General features: G+C 68.2%; 14 protein-coding genes. 7 read left to right on the top strand and 7 right to left on the bottom strand.

Annotated elements, in window-relative coordinates:
• The first annotated feature begins 9 nt into the window (after nt 1–9).
• Together metH and HMF7854_RS13715 are read left to right on the top strand one after the other, a co-directional pair.
• Nucleotides 10–2,637, top strand: coding sequence for a methionine synthase (gene metH, locus HMF7854_RS13720; RefSeq protein WP_420822378.1), 2,628 nt, complete (start codon nt 10–12; stop codon nt 2,635–2,637).
• A 97-nt stretch (nt 2,638–2,734) separates the two neighbouring features.
• Nucleotides 2,735–4,726 (top strand): protein-disulfide reductase DsbD family protein, encoded by a 1,992-nt coding sequence (locus HMF7854_RS13715; protein WP_338056342.1) that lies wholly within the window; start codon nt 2,735–2,737, stop codon nt 4,724–4,726.
• Here the strand turns inward: HMF7854_RS13715 and HMF7854_RS13710 are convergent.
• Complete coding sequence (locus tag HMF7854_RS13710) at nt 4,701–6,338, bottom strand: amidohydrolase (RefSeq protein WP_126719713.1); 1,638 nt, start codon at nt 6,336–6,338, stop codon at nt 4,701–4,703. The two genes, HMF7854_RS13715 and HMF7854_RS13710, sit on opposite strands and share 26 nt — an antisense overlap.
• A gap of 50 nt (nt 6,339–6,388) precedes the next feature.
• Here HMF7854_RS13710 and HMF7854_RS13705 point away from each other — a divergent pair, with 50 nt between their 5' ends.
• Nucleotides 6,389–7,609, top strand: a complete 1,221-nt coding sequence (locus tag HMF7854_RS13705) for a threonine ammonia-lyase (protein WP_126719712.1) — start codon at nt 6,389–6,391, stop codon at nt 7,607–7,609.
• 145 nt (nt 7,610–7,754) lie between these two features.
• On the top strand, nt 7,755–8,561 hold the full coding sequence (locus HMF7854_RS13700) for an arginyltransferase (protein ID WP_126719711.1): 807 nt from the start codon (nt 7,755–7,757) through the stop codon (nt 8,559–8,561).
• On the opposite strand, the gene HMF7854_RS13695 is transcribed toward HMF7854_RS13700, so the two are convergent.
• The 4 genes from HMF7854_RS13695 to fabD all read right to left on the bottom strand — a co-directional run bounded on the left by HMF7854_RS13695 (nt 8,558) and on the right by fabD (nt 12,507).
• Nucleotides 8,558–9,880, bottom strand: a complete 1,323-nt coding sequence (locus HMF7854_RS13695) for an Nramp family divalent metal transporter (RefSeq protein WP_239016992.1) — start codon at nt 9,878–9,880, stop codon at nt 8,558–8,560. The two genes, HMF7854_RS13700 and HMF7854_RS13695, sit on opposite strands and share 4 nt — an antisense overlap.
• Nucleotides 9,881–9,952: 72 nt before the next feature.
• Entirely contained in the window at nt 9,953–10,660 is a 708-nt protein-coding gene (gene ctrA / locus HMF7854_RS13690) for a response regulator transcription factor CtrA (protein WP_126719710.1), read from the bottom strand.
• Between the two features lie 168 nt (nt 10,661–10,828).
• On the bottom strand, nt 10,829–11,569 hold the full coding sequence (gene fabG, locus HMF7854_RS13685) for a 3-oxoacyl-[acyl-carrier-protein] reductase (protein ID WP_126720239.1): 741 nt from the start codon (nt 11,567–11,569) through the stop codon (nt 10,829–10,831).
• Nucleotides 11,569–12,507, bottom strand: a complete 939-nt coding sequence (gene fabD, locus HMF7854_RS13680; protein WP_126719709.1) for an ACP S-malonyltransferase — start codon at nt 12,505–12,507, stop codon at nt 11,569–11,571. The genes fabG and fabD overlap by 1 nt, the downstream gene beginning before the upstream one ends.
• Before the next feature lie 84 nt (nt 12,508–12,591).
• Between fabD and HMF7854_RS13675 the strand changes: the two genes are divergently transcribed.
• Both HMF7854_RS13675 and HMF7854_RS13670 read left to right on the top strand, forming a co-directional pair.
• Complete coding sequence (locus tag HMF7854_RS13675) at nt 12,592–13,887, top strand: APC family permease (protein WP_126719708.1); 1,296 nt, start codon at nt 12,592–12,594, stop codon at nt 13,885–13,887.
• A gap of 39 nt (nt 13,888–13,926) precedes the next feature.
• Nucleotides 13,927–14,394 (top strand): DUF4142 domain-containing protein, encoded by a 468-nt coding sequence (locus tag HMF7854_RS13670; RefSeq protein ID WP_126719707.1) that lies wholly within the window; start codon nt 13,927–13,929, stop codon nt 14,392–14,394.
• On the opposite strand, the gene HMF7854_RS13665 is transcribed toward HMF7854_RS13670, so the two are convergent.
• On the bottom strand, nt 14,391–15,548 hold the full coding sequence (locus HMF7854_RS13665; protein WP_126719706.1) for an aromatic ring-hydroxylating oxygenase subunit alpha: 1,158 nt from the start codon (nt 15,546–15,548) through the stop codon (nt 14,391–14,393). The two genes, HMF7854_RS13670 and HMF7854_RS13665, sit on opposite strands and share 4 nt — an antisense overlap.
• Nucleotides 15,549–15,580: 32 nt before the next feature.
• A complete protein-coding gene (locus HMF7854_RS13660) occupies nt 15,581–16,543 on the bottom strand; it encodes a LysR family transcriptional regulator (RefSeq protein WP_239016991.1) in 963 nt (320 codons plus the stop codon).
• Nucleotides 16,544–16,645: 102 nt separating this feature from the next.
• Between HMF7854_RS13660 and HMF7854_RS13655 the strand changes: the two genes are divergently transcribed.
• Nucleotides 16,646–16,888, top strand: a complete 243-nt coding sequence (locus HMF7854_RS13655) for a hypothetical protein (protein WP_126719705.1) — start codon at nt 16,646–16,648, stop codon at nt 16,886–16,888.
• The last annotated feature ends 21 nt before the right edge of the window (nt 16,889–16,909 follow it).

Genomic DNA, 16,909 nt, shown 5'->3' with positions numbered 1-16,909 from the left:
GCCGCCGCGATCAAGCTGCGCGAGCTTCCCGAGCCCGCAGCCCAGCCCGCCACGAGCGCCCGCTTCCTTAACATCGGCGAGCGCACCAATGTCACCGGCTCGGCCAAGTTCAAGAAGCTCATCCTCGCCGGCGACTATGATGCCGCGGTCGAGGTCGCTCGCGAGCAGGTCGACAATGGCGCGCAGGTGGTCGACGTCAACATGGACGAGGCGCTGCTCGACAGCGAACTCGCCATGACCACCTTCCTGAAGCGCATCGCCGCCGAGCCCGACATCGCCCGGGTGCCGGTTATGATCGACAGCTCCAAATGGAGCGTGATCGAGGCCGGCCTCAAGTGCGTGTCGGGCAAGCCGATCGTGAATTCGATCAGTCTCAAGGAAGGCGAGGACCTGTTCCTGGCTCAGGCCGCCAAGGTGCGCCGCTACGGCGCCGCCGTGGTTGTCATGGCGTTCGACGAAACTGGCCAGGCCGATACCGAGCAGCGCAAGGTCGAGATCTGCGAGCGGGCCTACAAGCTGCTCGTCGCAAACGGCTTCCCGCCCGAGGACATCATCTTCGATCCAAACGTGTTCGCGGTCGCGACGGGGATCGACGAGCATCGTCGCTACGCGCTCGACTTCATCGCCGCGACCCGCGAGATCCGTGCTCTTTGCCCGGGCGTCCATGTCTCGGGCGGCCTGTCGAATCTCAGCTTCTCATTCCGCGGCAACGAGCCTGTGCGCCGCGCCATGCACTCGGTCTTCCTCTACCATGCGATTCCAGCCGGGCTCGACATGGCGATCGTCAACGCCGGCCAACTCGACGTCTACGACGCAATCGACCCCGAGCTTCGCGACGCGTGCGAGGACGTCATCCTCGACCGCCGCGACGACGCGACCGACCGGCTAATCGCGCTCGCCGAGCGGTTCAAGGGCAAGGACGTCGCGGCCGAGAAGGCTGCCGCCGAGTGGCGCGGCTGGCCGGTCCGCGAGCGGCTCGCCCATGCGCTGGTCAAGGGCCTCGACGCGCATATCGTCGATGATACCGAGGAAGCCCGGCAGACCGCCGCGCGGCCGATCGAGGTGATCGAAGGCCCGCTGATGGACGGGATGAACATCGTCGGCGACCTGTTCGGCTCGGGAAAGATGTTCCTGCCCCAAGTGGTGAAGTCGGCCCGGGTGATGAAAAAGGCCGTCGCCCACCTCCTCCCCTTCATCGAGGAGGAAAAGGACGAAAACGCCAAGGGCAAGGGCCGGATCGTCATGGCCACCGTCAAGGGCGACGTCCACGACATCGGCAAGAACATCGTCGGCGTGGTCCTGCAGTGCAACGGCTACGAGGTGGTCGACCTCGGGGTGATGACCCCGTGGACCAAGATCCTCGAGGCTGCGAACGAGAACAAGGCGGACATGGTCGGGCTGTCAGGGCTGATCACTCCGTCGCTGGACGAGATGGTCACGGTGGCAAGCGAGATGCAGCGGCAGGGCATGACCATGCCGCTGCTGATCGGCGGCGCGACGACCAGCCGGGCGCATACCGCCTTGCGGATCGCACCCGCCTACGAAGGACCGGTGCTGCACGTGCTCGACGCTAGCCGCGCGGTCGGTGTCGCTTCCGCGCTGGTCAGCGACGGTCCGCAGCGCGGCGAGCTCATCGAGAAGACCGCCGACGATTATGCTAGGATCCGTGAGCAGCGCTCGGCCAAGGGCGCCGACCTCGCCAGCCTCGCCGATGCGCGCGGCAACGGTCTCGCCTATGATTCGGAAGGCAAGGCGCCCGCGCCGCTCCACCCGGGGCGGCACAGCTACGGCGAATGGCCGCTCCGTGATCTTCGCGCGCACATCGACTGGACGCCCTTCTTCCGCGCCTGGGAACTGCACGGCAACTATCCCGCGATATTGGAGGATCCGGTTGTGGGGGAGAGTGCTCGGAGCCTGTTCGCCGACGCCAACGCAATGCTCGACCGGATCGTCGCCGAGCATTGGCTGACCGCTCGCGGCACGGTCGGGCTGTGGCGGTGCCGCCGCGAGGGCGATGACATCCACGTGCTCGCCCATAACGAAGAGACCGTCCTTCCCATGCTCCGCCAGCAGGTGAAGAAGCGCGAAGGGCGCGCCAACATGTGCCTCGCCGACTTCATCGATCCCGCGGGCGAGGACTGGATGGGCGGCTTCGCGGTCGGCATCCACGGCATCGAGCCGCACCTCGAGCGGTTCAAGGCCGACACCGACGACTATAGCGACATCATGCTGAAAGCGCTCGCCGACCGGCTCGCCGAAGCCTTCGCCGAGCGACTCCATCAGCATGTCCGCGAGTCGCTGTGGGGCTATGCGGGGACCGAGCATCTCTCGAACCAGCAGCTGATCCGGGAGAAGTACACCGGCATCCGCCCCGCGCCGGGCTATCCCGCCTGTCCCGACCACAGCCTCAAGCCGGTGCTGTTCGATCTGCTCGGGGACGAGCCCTCGGGCGTGACGCTGACCGAGAATTTCGCGATGCTCCCGACCTCGGCGGTCAGCGGCTTCTACTTCGCCCACCGCGACAGCGCCTATTTCGGCGTGGCCAAGGTCGGACAGGACCAGCTTGCGAACTATGCGGAGCGGCGCGGGGTAGACCTCGATACCGCCACAAGGTGGCTGCGGCCGAACCTCGATTGAGCGTCAACCTGAACTTGGTTCAGGACCCGTCCAGCGGCGAGCGCTTCCATCACAAGATGGGTGCTGAAACAAGTTCGGCATGACGTTAAGGGGAGCGGTGCTTCGCTTCCTGATCATCGCTCTCGCCCTCCTGCTCGGCACCCCCGCGGCCGCGCAACTCGGGCCGCTCCACATCCGCGCGAGCCTGATCGCGGAAGGGCCGGTTCGCCCCGGCGGCGAGGTCGAGCTGGCGATCCACATGCAGCCCGACGCCGGCTGGCACGGCTATTGGCAGAACCCCGGGGATGCTGGGCAGCCGATGAGCGTCGACTGGCAGCTTCCCGCGGGCGCGACCGTGGGGCTGCTGCGCTACCCGGTCCCAACCCGGCTCACCGTCGCCGGGCTGATGAACTATGTCTTCGAGCGAGACTATGCGGTGCTGGTCCGCTTTAAGGCGCCGCCGAACGCCAGCGGGACCTTGCCGCTCCGCGCCCATGCGACCTGGCTCGCCTGCACCGAGCAGGTCTGCGTTCCCCAGCAGGGCGAACTCGCGGTCGACGTCCCGGTCGGTGACAGGCCGCCAGTCGATCGCGCCCGCTTCGACGGGTTCCGGCAAGCCCTGCCAAGGCCGCTTGCCGCGCCGGCGCATGTCGCGGTTGCCGGCGACAAGCTCCGGCTCGCGATCGCGCTTCCAGCCTCGGTCCCGGTCGGGACGCCCTATGTCTATCCGCTCTCCGACGGGGTCGTCGACTATGCCGCCCCGCAGCATTTCTCGCGCAGTGGCGACACGCTGGTCGCCGAGCTCCAGCGCAAGGGCGACGCTAGGGGGCGTTTCGAGGGAGTCCTCTCCTACGGGGACAGCCAGGGCCTGACCTTCTCCGCGGTGCCCGGTGCCGTGCCGGAGGACGGAACGCCCGTCGGGGACGAGGCGGTGCCGAGCCACGCCCTGTGGTGGGCGCTGCTCGGCGCACTGGCGGGCGGGATCATCCTAAACCTCATGCCGTGCGTCTTCCCGATCCTGGCGCTTAAGACTCTGCACATCGCGCGCAGCGGAGCGGCGGAACAGGCGCATGCCCGCAGCGACGCGCTCGCCTACACCGCCGGCGCCGTGGCCGGGACCGGGGCGCTCGGGGTGGCGCTACTGGCGATCCGCGCCGCCGGGAGTGCCGCCGGCTGGGCCTTCCAGCTGCAGGACCCGCGCACCATCCTCCTCCTGATGCTGCTCGCCGCCGCGATCGCGCTCAACCTCGCCGGTCTGTTCAAGCTGCCGGTACTCGGCGGCGAGGCGAAGCCCGGCGGCAGTTTCGCGACCGGCGCGCTTGCCGCCTTCGTCGCGACGCCCTGCGCAGGGCCCTTCCTCGGCTCGGCGCTCGGAATCGCACTGCTGCTGCCCACCTGGAGCTCGGTCCTGGTCTTCGCCGCGCTCGGGTTGGGGCTCGCCCTCCCGTTCCTTCTGATCGGCTTCGTCCCGCGCCTTCGCGCGCTGTTGCCAAAGCCCGGGAAATGGATGCTGACCCTGCAGCGCGTTCTCGCGTTCCCGATGGCGCTGACCGCGCTCGCCTGCCTCTGGCTGCTGTGGCGTCAGGCCGGTCAGCCTGCGCTGCTGATCGGCCTCGCCGCGCTGGCGTTGCTGTCGGCCGGGCTGGTCGCGCTCGGTCGGCGCCAATCCGGGGGCGCCCCGCTGCTCGCCGGAGCTGGTTTCATCGCGATCGTCGCCGCGGCCGGGGCTACGCTGGTCCTTCCCAGCGCGTCGACCAGCACCGCCGTGCCGCTCGGCACCGAGCGCTGGAGCGAGGCGCGGGTGGCCGAGCTTGCAGCCACGCGGAAGCCCGCCTTCGTCTATTTCACCGCCGACTGGTGCCTCAGCTGCAAGGTCAACGAGGCCGCGGCGATCGACCGCGCCGAGGTTCGGGACGCGTTCAAGGCCGCGGGGGTGAACGTGCTTGCCGGCGACTGGACCAACGGCGATCCAGCCATCACCCGCTTTCTCGAAACGCAGGAGCGGGCGGGCGTCCCGCTTTACCTCTGGTATGCCCCTGGCAAGCCGGCCGAGGTCCTGCCGCAGATTCTCACCCCGGCCATGCTCATCGAGCGGGCGCGCTCTCGCTAGACCAGACCTTCCGCCCCGCGACGAACGTCTCGCGCACCTGCGTCCGCGCGAGTTCCTGCGCATCGACCTTGGTCGGATCTCGATCGACCAGGATGAAGTCGGCCCACATGCCCGGCTCCAGCGCGCCGAACCTTTGCTCGGCGAACCCGGCCCAGGCGCCGCCGCGGGTGAACGCCGCCAGCGTCTGCGCCAGGCTGAGCTTCTCTTCCGGCCGCCAGCCGCCGGGTGGCTGCCCGTCCATGCCCTGCCGGCTGACCCCGGCCGCGATCCCCGGGAACGGGTTGGGGCTCTCGACCGGATAATCGGATCCGAACGCGAGCCGTGCACCCGTCCTCAGCATCGAGGCCCAGGCATAGGCGCCCTTGAGCCGCTTTGTCCCGAGCCGCGCCTCGGCCATCAGCCGGTCGCTGGTCTCGTGCGTCGGCTGCATCGAAGCGATGATCCGGTTCGCGCCGATCTTCGGCAGGTCGGCCGGGTCGACGATCTGCGCATGCTCGATCCGCCAGCGCCGGTTGCCTTGCGCGCTGCCCGCCGCGACATAGGTGTTGATAACCTGTGCGTTGGCCGCGTCGCCGATCGCGTGGGTGGCGATCTGGTAGCCGCGCGCCTTCGCACCGGCCACCAGCATCCGGTATTCAGCGTCGCTGTGGAACGGCAGCCCGCGGGTGTTCGGCATGTCATGGTACGGCGCCTTAAGCCACGCCCCGCGTGAGCCGAGCGCGCCATCGTCGTAGAACTTGACTCCCTCCATCCGCAGCCGATCGCCGAAGAGCCATGGGCTCGGCCCGCGCGGCGAGATGCAGGTCGCATTCTCGAGGCCCAGGCCGTAGCTCATGATTCGGACGTTCAGCCGCCCCGCTGTGCCGGCGCGCTGCATCGCCTGCCAGTCGGCGAACTCGGTGCCCATGTCGCCGCTCGCGGTCACCCCATAGCCGAGCAGGATCTCCTGGGCCTTGGCCAGCGCCGCATCGCGTTGGATAGGAGTGGGGGCGGGAACATGGCTTTCGATCAACGGCTTGGCATTGTCGACGAACAAGCCGTTCTCGATCCGCCCGCCGCTCGGAGCCGTCGTTGCGCTTGTCACGCCTGCTGCGCGCATCGCCGCGCCGTTGGCGACCAGCGCATGGCCGTCGACCCGGCCGAGCACCACCGGCCGGTCGGGCACCACGGCGTCAAGGTCGGCCACGGTGGGGAAGCGCTTGTCTGCCCACAACTCCTGATTCCAGCCCCGCCCGATGATCCAGCGTTCGCCCGGATGCGCCGCGGCATAGTCCTTCAGGCGGCGCTGGAACTCGGCCAGGGAGCGGGTGCCGGTGAGGTCAAGCTGCAGGGCCGCCAATCCGAGTTCCATGATGTGGCCGTGCGCGTCAATGAGGCCGGGCAGCAGGGTCATGCCGCCGGCGTCGACGAGCTGCTCGGCGCGCGGGGTCGGCTGCCCGTCGCGATAAAGCGCCTTTACCTTGCCGTCGGTGCCGACAAGCATGGCGGTGAAGCGTTGCAACCGCTCGTCGGCCCCGACCTGCAGGCCGTTGGCGTGGGTGACGAGCGTGTCGGCACTCGCCGCCTTCGGAAGGATGAGCGCGGAGGCGAGGAGCAGCAGGGCCTTGGTCATGCGCCGGCCCTAGCATTGTTCCAGCGGGCGGGAAGGGCTAGCAGCCGCTGATGCAGGTTCAGCCACCCAGTTTCGCCGACATCCAGGCCGCCGCCGAGCGCATCCGCGGCGCGGTTATTCGCACCCCGACGCTCAAGAGCCAGACGCTGTCGGCGCTGATCGGCGCCGAGGTCTGGCTCAAGTTCGAGAACCTCCAGTTCACCGCGGCCTACAAGGAGCGCGGTGCGCTCAACAAATTGTCCCAGCTGTCCGAAGACGAGCGACGCCGCGGCGTGATCGCCGCGTCGGCCGGCAACCATGCGCAGGCGGTCGCCTATCACGGCAAACGGCTCGGCATTCCAGTCACCATCGTCATGCCGACCAACACGCCGCTGATGAAGGTCACGCAGACCGAGGAACATGGTGCGCGGGTGATCCTGACCGGGGCGCGCTTCGACGACGCCTATGCGCATGCCCGCGAGATGGAGCAGGCGGAGAATCTGGTGTTCGTCCATCCCTTCGACGATCCGCAGATCATCGCCGGGGCGGGAACGGTTGCGGTCGAACTGCTGGAGGACGCACCGGAGATCGACACGCTGGTTGTCCCTATCGGCGGCGGTGGGCTGATGAGCGGCTGCGCGATCGCCGCGCGGTCGATCAAGCCGGACATCCGGCTGGTCGGGGTCGAGGCCGAGCTCTACCCGTCGATGAAGTGCGCCATCGACGATTGCGAGATGGCGATCGGCGGCGACACGCTGGCGGAAGGCATTGCCGTCAAGAAGCCCGGCGAGCTCACCTCACGGATCCTCGGAGAGCTGCTCGACGGCATCGAGCTGGTCGCCGAGCGCGACATCGAGCACGCTGTCGCGGTACTCGTGTCGATCGAGAAGACGGTGGTCGAGGGAGCCGGGGCTGCCGGGCTGGCGGCGCTGATTGCCAACAAGGAGAAGTTCGCCGGTCGCAAGATCGGCACCGTGCTGTGCGGCGGCAATATCGACACCCACCTTCTCGCCAATGTCCTCGTCCGCGAGCTGGTCCGCAACGGTCGGCTCGCGCGGCTGCGAATCGCGGCCCCGGACCAGCCCGGCTCGCTGGCAGCGATCACCCGGGTGTTCGTCGATGCAGGAGTGAATATCGTCGAGGTATTTCACCACCGCATCTACACGCACCTTCCGGCCAAGGACACGGTCATCGAAGTGGAATGCGAAGCGAAAGATGCGCAGGCCATGGTGGTACTGATCAAGCGGCTGGAATCAGCCGGCTTCCGGGTCGATCAGCATCGCATAGATTGATCTGTATCAATGATTTTCTTAACCATGCTGCGACCCGGCACGGGACATACCTTTCTTTAACCATCTTCCAGGGAGCCGAACCCTTTCCAAGGACGTTTACCAGTCGCATAAAGAGGACTGTAACCATTCCGCCAAGGGTGACCCGGTGAGCGCACCGTTCCGTTTTCCCAAGTTCTTCGTCACCAGCCCGAGCCCCTGTCCCTATCTGCCGGGCAAGGTGGAACGGAAGGTGTTCACGGAACTGGGCGGCCATCATCCAACCGAACTCAACGAGGCGCTGGGGCGGATCGGCTTCCGCCGTTCTCAGTCCGTCGCCTACCGTCCGAGCTGTATCGATTGCTCGGCCTGCGTATCGGTTCGTGTCCTGGCGCAGGAATTCGAGCCGACCCGCACCCAGCGCAAGCTGCTCCGCAAGCATGCGGACCTCGAGGTCACCGCCTGCAAGCCTTGGACGACCGAGGAGCAATATGCGTTGCTCCGCCGCTATCTATCCGCTCGTCATCCGGGCGGCGGCATGGCGGAGATGGACGAGAACGACTTTGCCGACATGGTCGAGCAGTCGCCGGTGCGGACCTACGTCGTGGAGTATCGCGAACCCTCGGTCGATGGTCGTCCCGGCAAGCTGGTCGGCGCCTGCCTCTCGGATCAGCAGGGCGACGGCCTAAGCATGATCTACAGCTTCTACGATCCGGATGGCGATCGGCAGGGGCTTGGGACGTTCATCATCCTCGATCACATCATTCGCGCCGCCCGCGCCGGGTTGCCATACGTCTATCTGGGCTACTGGGTCGAGGGATCCGACCGCATGAACTACAAGGCGGGTTTCAGGCCGCTCGAGCGGTTGGACCGTGACGGCTGGCGCCGCTTCGACGCGCCCCGGATCGAGCAGGCGGTGGACCTCAGCAAGCTGCCCAGCCGCCGCGAACGCAGCCGACTGTTCGTCGACGCCTAGGCGATCAGTTCGCCGATCAGCACGAGATTGAGCGCGAGGATGGCGAACGCGACCGTCCAGGCCGCGATCCGGACGCCTCGCGACACGACGAATTCGCCCATCAGCCGCCGGTTGCCGGTGAACATCACCAGCGGGAAGACCGCGAAGGGCAGCTGAAAGCTGAGCACGATCTGGCTGAGGATCAGCAGCCGCGCCGTCCCGCTCTCCCCGTAGCGAGCGGCGACAAAGGCGGCCGGGGCAATCGCGAGTCCTCGGGTGACGAGCTGACGGGCCCATGGCTTCAGCCGGAGATCAAGGAAGCCTTCCATGACGATCTGCCCTGCAAGGGTCGCCGTCACGGTACTGTTCTGCCCCGAGGCGAGCAGCGCCACCGCGAAGATGGTGCTCGCCGCGGCGACGCCGAGGGTGGGGGCGAGGAGGCGATGAGCGTCGCCGATCTCGGCGATCGCGGTATGCCCCGCGGTGTGGAAAGCGGCCGCGGCGAGGATCAGGATCGCCGCGTTGATGAAGAAGGCGAAGCTGAGCGCCACGCTGCTGTCGAGCGTCGCGAAGCGGATCGCCTCGCGCCGGCCGGCGGGGTCGCGGGTGAAGCGCCGGGTCTGGACGATCGAGCTGTGGAGGTAGAGATTGTGCGGCATCACGGTCGCGCCGAGGATCCCGACCGCGATGGTCAGCATCGCCGCGTCGGTCAGGATCGACGGGGTCGGCACCAGCCCGCCGACGATCCCGCCAAGGCTTGGCTTGGCCAATAGCAGTTCGGCCACGAAGCAGACGGCGATGACCATCAGCAACGCGGCGATGAAGGCCTCCAGGCGGCGGAAGCCCTTCTGCTGGAGGTAGAGGATCAACAGCACGTCGAGCGCGGTCGCCAGCACGCCCCACAGCAGCGGAAGGCCGAACAGGAGCTGCAGCGCGATGGCGGTCCCGATCACCTCGGCGAGATCGCAGGCGATGATCGCCGCCTCGCACACCAGCCACAGAAAAATCCGGACGGGGAGGGGATACTCGGCCCGGCAGGCCTGCGCGAGGTCCATCCCGGTGGCGATCCCGAGCCGCGCCGCCAGCGCCTGGAGCAGCATCGCCATCAGGCTCGCGAGCAGGATGACGCTGAGCAGCGCATAGCCGAACGCCGACCCGCCGGCGAGGTCGGTCGCCCAGTTGCCGGGATCCATGTAGCCGACCGCGACAAGGAAGCCGGGGCCGGTAAAGGCGGCGAACTTGCGCCAGGCCGACGCCGATTCGTCCGGGATCGCCACGCTGTTGTGCGTCGACCCGAGCGGAGTCAGGCGGTGGGGATGGTCAATGTCCCGGGGGGTCACTCGTCCTCGATGGCAAGAAGGGCGCTCAGACCAGCTGAACGCCCTCTCACGCTTTTAGTTGAAAAGTCGAGGTCAGGCGACGGCCACGTCCGCCAATTCGACATCGTTGCTGTCGCGCAGCACATAGCCGCGGCCCCAAACGGTTTCGATATAATTGTCGCCCCCGCAGGCGAGGCTGAGCTTCTTGCGCAGCTTGCAGATGAAGACGTCGATGATCTTGAGCTCGGGCTCGTCCATCCCGCCATAGAGATGGTTGAGGAACATTTCCTTGGTCAGCGTCGTGCCCTTGCGGAGCGAGAGCAGCTCCAGCATCGCATATTCCTTGCCGGTCAGGTGCACGCGCGAGCCGTCGACCTCGACCGTCTTGGCGTCGAGGTTCACCGCCAGCTTGCCGGTGCGAATGACCGACTGCGAATGGCCCTTTGACCGGCGGACGATCGCGTGGATGCGGGCGACCAGTTCGTCGCGATGAAACGGCTTGGTGACATAGTCGTCGGCGCCGAAGCCGAGCGCGCGGACCTTGCTGTCCATCTCGCCGATGCCGGAAAGGATAAGAACCGGGGTCGCGACCTTGGCCGTGCGCAGCTTCTTGAGCACGTCGTAGCCGTGCATGTCCGGCAGGTTGAGATCGAGGAGGATGATGTCGTAGTCGTAGAGCTTCCCGAGATCGAGGCCCTCCTCCCCGAGATCGGTGGTGTAGACGTTGAAGCCCTCGGTGCCGAGCATCAGCTCGATGCTCTTGGCCGTCGTCGGCTCGTCTTCGATCAGCAGAACCCGCATCTCGTCGCAACTCCCCCGTTTCCCGGAGAATGAAGGTTAAGCCCCCTTCACCTCGCTGAAACGATCATTAACCATTCGGGAAATGGGCGCAAAAGGTTAATATCAGCTAAACGCCTGAAACTTGGCGAGTCGTTGCGCACGTGCATCAGTTGTCGGGGCGGCGACGCCTCACAGCATCGCCATGCCGCCGTTCACGTGAAGCGTCTGCCCGGTGACGTAGCCGGCCTCGCGGCTGGCCAGATAGACACAGGCCGCACCGATGTCCTCGCCGCTGCCCATCGCACCTGCCGGAATCCGCGCCAGAATGGACGCCTTTTGCTGATCGTTCAGCGCATCGGTCATCGCCGAGGTCATGAAGCCGGGCGCGACGCAGTTGACGGTGATGTTGCGGGTCGCGAGTTCCTGCGCCACCGCCTTGCTCATCCCGACCAGCCCCGCCTTGGAGGCGACATAGTTGGCCTGGCCCGGGTTGCCGGTCGCGCCGACCACCGAGGTGATCGAGATGATCCGCCCGAACCGCGCCTTCATCATCGGCTTGGCGGCGGCGCGCATCAGGCGGAAGGCGGCTTCGAGGTTGACGGAGACGACCTGCTTGAATTCCTCGTCCTTCATCCGCATCAGCAGATTGTCGCGGGTCACCCCGGCGTTGTTGACGAGGATGTCGAGCTTGCCGCCGAGCGCTTCGACCGCCTGCGGCACAAGGCTGTCGACCGCGGCGCCGTCTGCCAGGTTGCAGGCGAGCGCGACATGATCGCCGCCGAGCCCGGCGCGGAAGCTCTCCAGCTTCTCGGCGTTGGACCCGCTCACCGCCAGCCGCGCGCCCTGCCTCGCGAGCGCCTTTGCGATCGCGCTGCCGAGGCCACCCGAGGCGCCGGTCACGAGGGCGGTCATCCCGCTCAGATCGAACATCATGCAATCTCCTTGGCGAGCGCCTCGATATCGTCGATCGCCACCACGCTGGTGACCTTCGCCTCGGGGGCGATCCGCTTGACCATCGGCCCGAGCACCTTGCCGCCCAGCTCGACGAATTCTTCCACGCCCGCGCCCCACAGGTTGGCGATGCTCTCGCGCCAGCGGACCATGCCGGTCACCTGGCTGACGAGAAGTTCGCGGATCTGCCCCGGCTCGCTCTCCGGCCCGGCGGTGACGTTGGCATAGACCGGCACCGCCGGCGCATCGATCAGGGTCGCGCCGAGCGCCTCGGCCATGCGGTCCGCGGCGGGCTGCATCAGCGGGCAGTGAAACGGCGCCGACACGGGCAGCAGCACCGCACGCTTGGCGCCCATCTCCTTGGCCAGCCCGATCGCGCGCTCGATCGCGCCGCGATGGCCCGAGATCACCACCTGCGAGGGATCATTGTCGTTGGCGACGGTGCACACCTCGCCCTGCGCCGCGGCCTCTGCAATGGCGCGGGCCTTGTCGACATCGGCCCCGAGCAGCGCGGCCATCGCGCCCTCGCCGACCGGCACCGCCTGCTGCATCGCCTGTCCGCGCAGCTTGAGCAGCCGCGCCGTCGTCGGCAGGTCGAAGGCCCCGGCGGCGCACAGCGCCGAATATTCGCCCAGGCTGTGCCCGGCGACGAACTGTGCGGCCTTGGCGAGGTCGACGCCGCCGTCGCGGGTCAGCGCGCGGAAGACCGCCAGCGCATGAGCCATGATCGCGGGCTGGGCATTTTCGGTCAGCGTCAGCTCGGCTTCCGGCCCGTCGCGCATCAGCCGCGAGAGGTTCTGCTGGAGCGCTTCGTCCACTTCCTCGAACGTGTCTCGAGCGGTTCGGCTGGCGTCGCTCAGCGCTGCGCCCATGCCGACCGACTGGCTGCCCTGCCCGGGGAAAAGAAAAGCCCGCATCAACTGTCCCTCGTTGGTTCGCGCCGCGGACTAGGCGCGGGCGCCGCGATTGCCAAGCGCGCGCTTTTCGCCGACGCTCGGACGATGACGCGGGGCGGAGACGGCAAGCTGGGCTTCTGGATGAGCCTGGCGATGGTCATCGGCAATGTGATCGGCTCCGGCGTCTATGTGCTGCCGGCCACGCTGGCCCCGTTCGGCTCGGTCGCGCCGGTCGCGTGGGTGGCGACCGTCGCGGGCACGATGTGCCTCGCCTTCGCGATGGCGCGGCTCGCGGCCGGCAACGATGGCGGGCCCAACGCCTATGTCGCCGCGGCCTTCGGCGAGCGGGCGGCCTTCCTCACCAGCTGGTCCTATCTCGTCAGCAACTGGAGCGCGCTCGCCGCGGTGGCGATCGCGATGGGCGGAGGGCTGAGCTACATGCTGCCGGGGGCGGGGCTCGGCGTGACCGGCTTCGCGCTGCTGGGGCTCGGGCTCATTCTGGCGATCAATCTGGCCGGCACCCGCTCGGTCGGCTGGGTCCAGCTGCTGACGGTCGGGCTGAAGCTGGTGCCGCTGGTCGTGGTGCTCGGGCTGATCGCCTGGCAGTGGGGACGGGGCGCGCCGCTCGAGCCGCTTCGGACAGTGCCGCTGACGATCTCGTCGCTGGCGGCGGCCTCGGCGCTGATGTTCTTTTCGCTGACCGGCTTCGAAGCGGCGGCGGTGGCGGCCGAGCGGACCCGCGACCCGACCCGGACCGTGCCGCTCACCACCATTTTCGGGACCGGCGGGGCCGGGCTGATATACCTGCTGGTGGTGACCGCGGTGATGATGCTGGTGCCCTATGCGACGCTGGCCGCGAGCAAGGCGCCGTTCGCCGATGCCGCGGCGCCGCTGTGGGGCACCGACGCCTCGCTGCTGATCGCCGGGTTCAGCGTGGTGTCGGCGTTCGGGGCGGGGAACAGCCTGATGCTGATGTGCGGCGAGATCAGCCATGCGATGGCTGAGCAGGGGGATCTGCCGACCCGCTTCCTCGAGCGGAGCGCGGGCGGGGCGGCGCGGCTTGCGCTGACGATCAGTTCGGTGGCGGCGGGGCTGCTGATCCTCGCGGCGTCCTCGTCGCAGCCGCTGTTCGCCGACCTGTTCGGCTTCGTCACCCTGGTGTCGAGCGATTCGACGCTGATCCTCTACGCGGCCTGCGCCGCGGCGGCACTTCGGCTCCGGTCGGGGTGGGTGGCGCGGGCGGCGCTGGCGGTCGGGATCTTCTATTCGCTGTTCACCTTCTGGGGCGCGGGAGCGGAGGCGGGCCGGTGGAGCCTCGTCCTGCTCGCCGCCGGCTGGCCGGTCCGGCTCGCCTCGCGCGCTTGGAACGCCAAGCGAACGGCTGGAACATCAACCGGTTAGACCGGTTCGTCACTTATCTTCGAGTAAGAGGAGAGTGACATGTTCCGTATCCTGAGCGCCGGCGTCCTGCTGGCTGCTTCGACCGCCGCCGTTGCCGCGCCGGCCCCGCAGTTTCTCAAGAAGGCAGCCATGGGCGATACGTCGGAGGCCCGCCTCGGGACGCTGATCGCGAGCCGCGGCGCTTCGGCCCAGACCCGGCGCTTCGGCGCGATGCTGGTCCGCGACCACAGCGCCCATCGGGCCAAGGTCGATGCCCTGGCGGCGCGCATGCACGTCCAGGTCATGCACCAGCCGGTGCCCGAGGCGCGCAGCGAATATGCCAAGCTCCAGGGGATGCGCGGCCGCGCCTTCGACATGGAAGTCCGCCGGTACATGATCGACGACCACCAGAAGGACATCGCCGACAACCGCGAGCAGGCGGCCGGACGCGAGCCGATGACGGCGCAGCTTGCCCGCAACACGCTCCCGACGCTCCAGCGCCACCTGCAGATGGCCCGCAGCCTCTAGTTGGCGTAGCGCTCCGGCGGCTGGTCGAGCCGGGCTTCCGGGACCAGCCGCCGCAGCTTCGTCGCGAAGCTGCGCAGGCAGACCTCGCTGGTGCCGAGCGGCCCGGGCACATAGCTCGGGCTGCGCATGCCCTCCTGCACGCGCGCGATCAGCGTCGTGTCCTCGGCGTTCACCCGCCGGTTGATCCGCCAGTTGAGGTAGCGCGCCGCGCGCATCTCGCGCCGCTCGTCGGGCAGCGCATAGCTGATCTCGCGGATCACCGTCTCGGTCGCGCTCACCGGCAGGAACTGCATGAAGTCGACCTGGTCGGGGTAGATGTCGAAGGCAACGTTGGGAAACAGCTTGTAGTATAGCCACTTGCGGCGGTGGCTCGGCGGCAGGTGCCGCGCTTCGGGCAGCAGCTGCTGATAGGCGCGCTCGGAAGGGTTGCGCGAAGGCGTGTCGCGCAGCTCGCCCTCCATCCGGTCGACATGCTCGCTAGCCTCGATGGCGTAGCTTCGGCCGAACAGGCGGGTCAGCCCGGGATGGCCGACCGGGATGTGCAGCCCGTCCGAATAATTGTCCGCGATCGTCTTCCAGTTGAGCACCCGGGGCCGAAGCGTAACCCGGCCGATCGCCCGCAGCTCCTCGAACCGGTAGGGCGCCACCTCGTCGGCGTAGGGCGCCATCATCCCGATGATCGATGGCGCGCCTGGTTCCAGCGTGACGAACAGGAACCCCAGCCAGCGCTCCAGCGCAACGGGGACCAGCCCGAACCGGTTCGGGTCCAGCCCCGGATATTGCGCCCGGTCAGGAACGCCGACCAGCCGCCCGTCGGTGGCGTAGCTCCAGGCGTGATAGGGGCAGGTCAGCCGCCTCGCGCAGCCGCTGTTCCCGTCCACCAGCCGCGAGCCGCGATGCCGGCAGACGTTGGCGAAGGCGCGCACCGCGCCGTCGTCGCCGCGAATGACGATCACGCTTTCGCCCAGATACTCGAGGCTGCGCCAGTCGCCGGCGTTCGGGATCTCGCTTTCGTGGCAGACGATTTGCGGGGCGGCACGGAGGAAGGCGCGCCGCTCGGCGGCAAAGAAGCCCTCGTCATGGTAGAGCCAGCCGGGAAGGCTGACGCCCTCGAGCGGGTCCGCGGCGTCGGGTACGGCGTGCAGCGTGGCCATGGCTGCCATCTACACCGCCAGGGGTCCGGCCGCTAGGCGGCGTCCCGCGCTTCCAGCGACCGGACGTGCGCGAGCAGCCGCTCGTAGAGGAAGTCGATCACCGCGCGTACCGCAGGGCTTCGCCGGACCCGCTCGTGCGTGACCAGCCACAGCTTCGAGCCATAGTCGAGCGGCGGCACGCAGCGGATCAGCTCGGGATCCGAGTCGCCGACGATGCAGGGCAGCACCGCAATCCCGAGGCTGGAGCGGATCGCCGACAGCATCGCGGTCGAACTGCCGAACCGCATGCCGACCCGGTCAAGCAGCCCGACGCGGGCAAGCCAGGCGTCGTACATCGCCTCCACGTCGTCGCACCCGCCGCCGAGAATGGTGTGCTCGCGAAGCTCGGTGATCCGGCTCGGAACTCCGTGCCGACCGGCATAGGCTTGGCTGCAGTAGAGCGTCCATTCGTCGGGGCAGACCACGCGGCCGACCACGCCGGCCGGCTGCCGGGTCTCCGCCCGAATCTCGCGCAGTCCGATATCCGCCTCGCCGCCGCCCAGATCGAGCAGCCGCGACGAGGTCTCCAGCTCGATCCGGATGGCCGGGAAGCGCTCGCGAAGCGCGCCGAGGAGCGGCGAGACGAGCTGCTGCGCGTAGAGGTCTTGGGTGGTCAGCCGGACGGTTCCGGACAGGTCGCGGGCCTGGGCCCGGGCCTGTTCCTCGGCGCTGCCGGTCGCCTGCTCGACCGCCTCGGCGGCAGGGACCAGGGCGGTCCCGGCGCCGGTCAGCGCATAGCCGGCGGAGCGCCGCTCGAACAGCGCAAGACCAAGCGCCTGCTCCAGCGCCGCGACTCGCCGGGCGACCGTGGTCTGGCTGACCCGAAGCTCGCGGCCGGCGCTCAGCGTACTGCCGTTCCGGGCCACGGCAAGGAAGGCGCGCCAGTCGTTCCAGTCGACCGAGTGACCGTTCATGGCGCCACCATGCTCCCGTCCTGCCTCGCGCGCATTCTGCATTATTGCAGAGCGGCTATGCAAGATCGCGGCTCACTCCCGCGCCCTGGCAGGGCTACATGGACAGCAAGACGCCGGCGTCGGGCCTTTGTCAGGAGACCGACGATGAACAGACTGACCCTGAGCTTGCCGTTGCTGCTGCTCCTCGCCGCCCCCGCGAACGCTGAGCCGCGCACCAATGTCCGCGACCTTGCCGAGCAGCAGTGCGCGGTGTCGGACACTGACCTCATTGGCAAGCGGCTCGCCCGCGCCTGCCGGGCCGCCATCATGCGGCGCGAGCCGCCGGTTGCGCAGGCCAAGCGCGCCGAACCCGTCCGACTTGCCGAGACGAACGCCCGTCGACCCTAGCGTGGGCCGGCGCCGGTCCCT

Source organism: Sphingomonas ginkgonis, assembly GCF_003970925.1.
GTDB lineage: Bacteria > Pseudomonadota > Alphaproteobacteria > Sphingomonadales > Sphingomonadaceae > Sphingomicrobium > Sphingomicrobium ginkgonis.
This window is presented reverse-complemented; position numbering and strand designations above follow the sequence as displayed.

Bases quoted from the DNA above. Each gene is read 5' to 3' on its own strand.
- HMF7854_RS13660 (WP_239016991.1), bottom strand. From the start codon at position 16,543: ATGCAGAATGCGCGCGAGGCAGGACGGGAGCATGGTGGCGCCATGAAC.
- fabG (WP_126720239.1), bottom strand. From the start codon at position 11,569: ATGTTCGATCTGAGCGGGATGACCGCCCTCGTGACCGGCGCCTCGGGT.
- HMF7854_RS13655 (WP_126719705.1), top strand. From the start codon at position 16,646: ATGAACAGACTGACCCTGAGCTTGCCGTTGCTGCTGCTCCTCGCCGCC.
- fabD (WP_126719709.1), bottom strand. From the start codon at position 12,507: ATGCGGGCTTTTCTTTTCCCCGGGCAGGGCAGCCAGTCGGTCGGCATG.
- HMF7854_RS13675 (WP_126719708.1), top strand. From the start codon at position 12,592: ATGACGCGGGGCGGAGACGGCAAGCTGGGCTTCTGGATGAGCCTGGCG.
- HMF7854_RS13670 (WP_126719707.1), top strand. From the start codon at position 13,927: ATGTTCCGTATCCTGAGCGCCGGCGTCCTGCTGGCTGCTTCGACCGCC.
- HMF7854_RS13705 (WP_126719712.1), top strand. From the start codon at position 6,389: ATGCAGGTTCAGCCACCCAGTTTCGCCGACATCCAGGCCGCCGCCGAG.
- HMF7854_RS13710 (WP_126719713.1), bottom strand. From the start codon at position 6,338: ATGACCAAGGCCCTGCTGCTCCTCGCCTCCGCGCTCATCCTTCCGAAG.
- ctrA (WP_126719710.1), bottom strand. From the start codon at position 10,660: ATGCGGGTTCTGCTGATCGAAGACGAGCCGACGACGGCCAAGAGCATC.
- HMF7854_RS13665 (WP_126719706.1), bottom strand. From the start codon at position 15,548: ATGGCCACGCTGCACGCCGTACCCGACGCCGCGGACCCGCTCGAGGGC.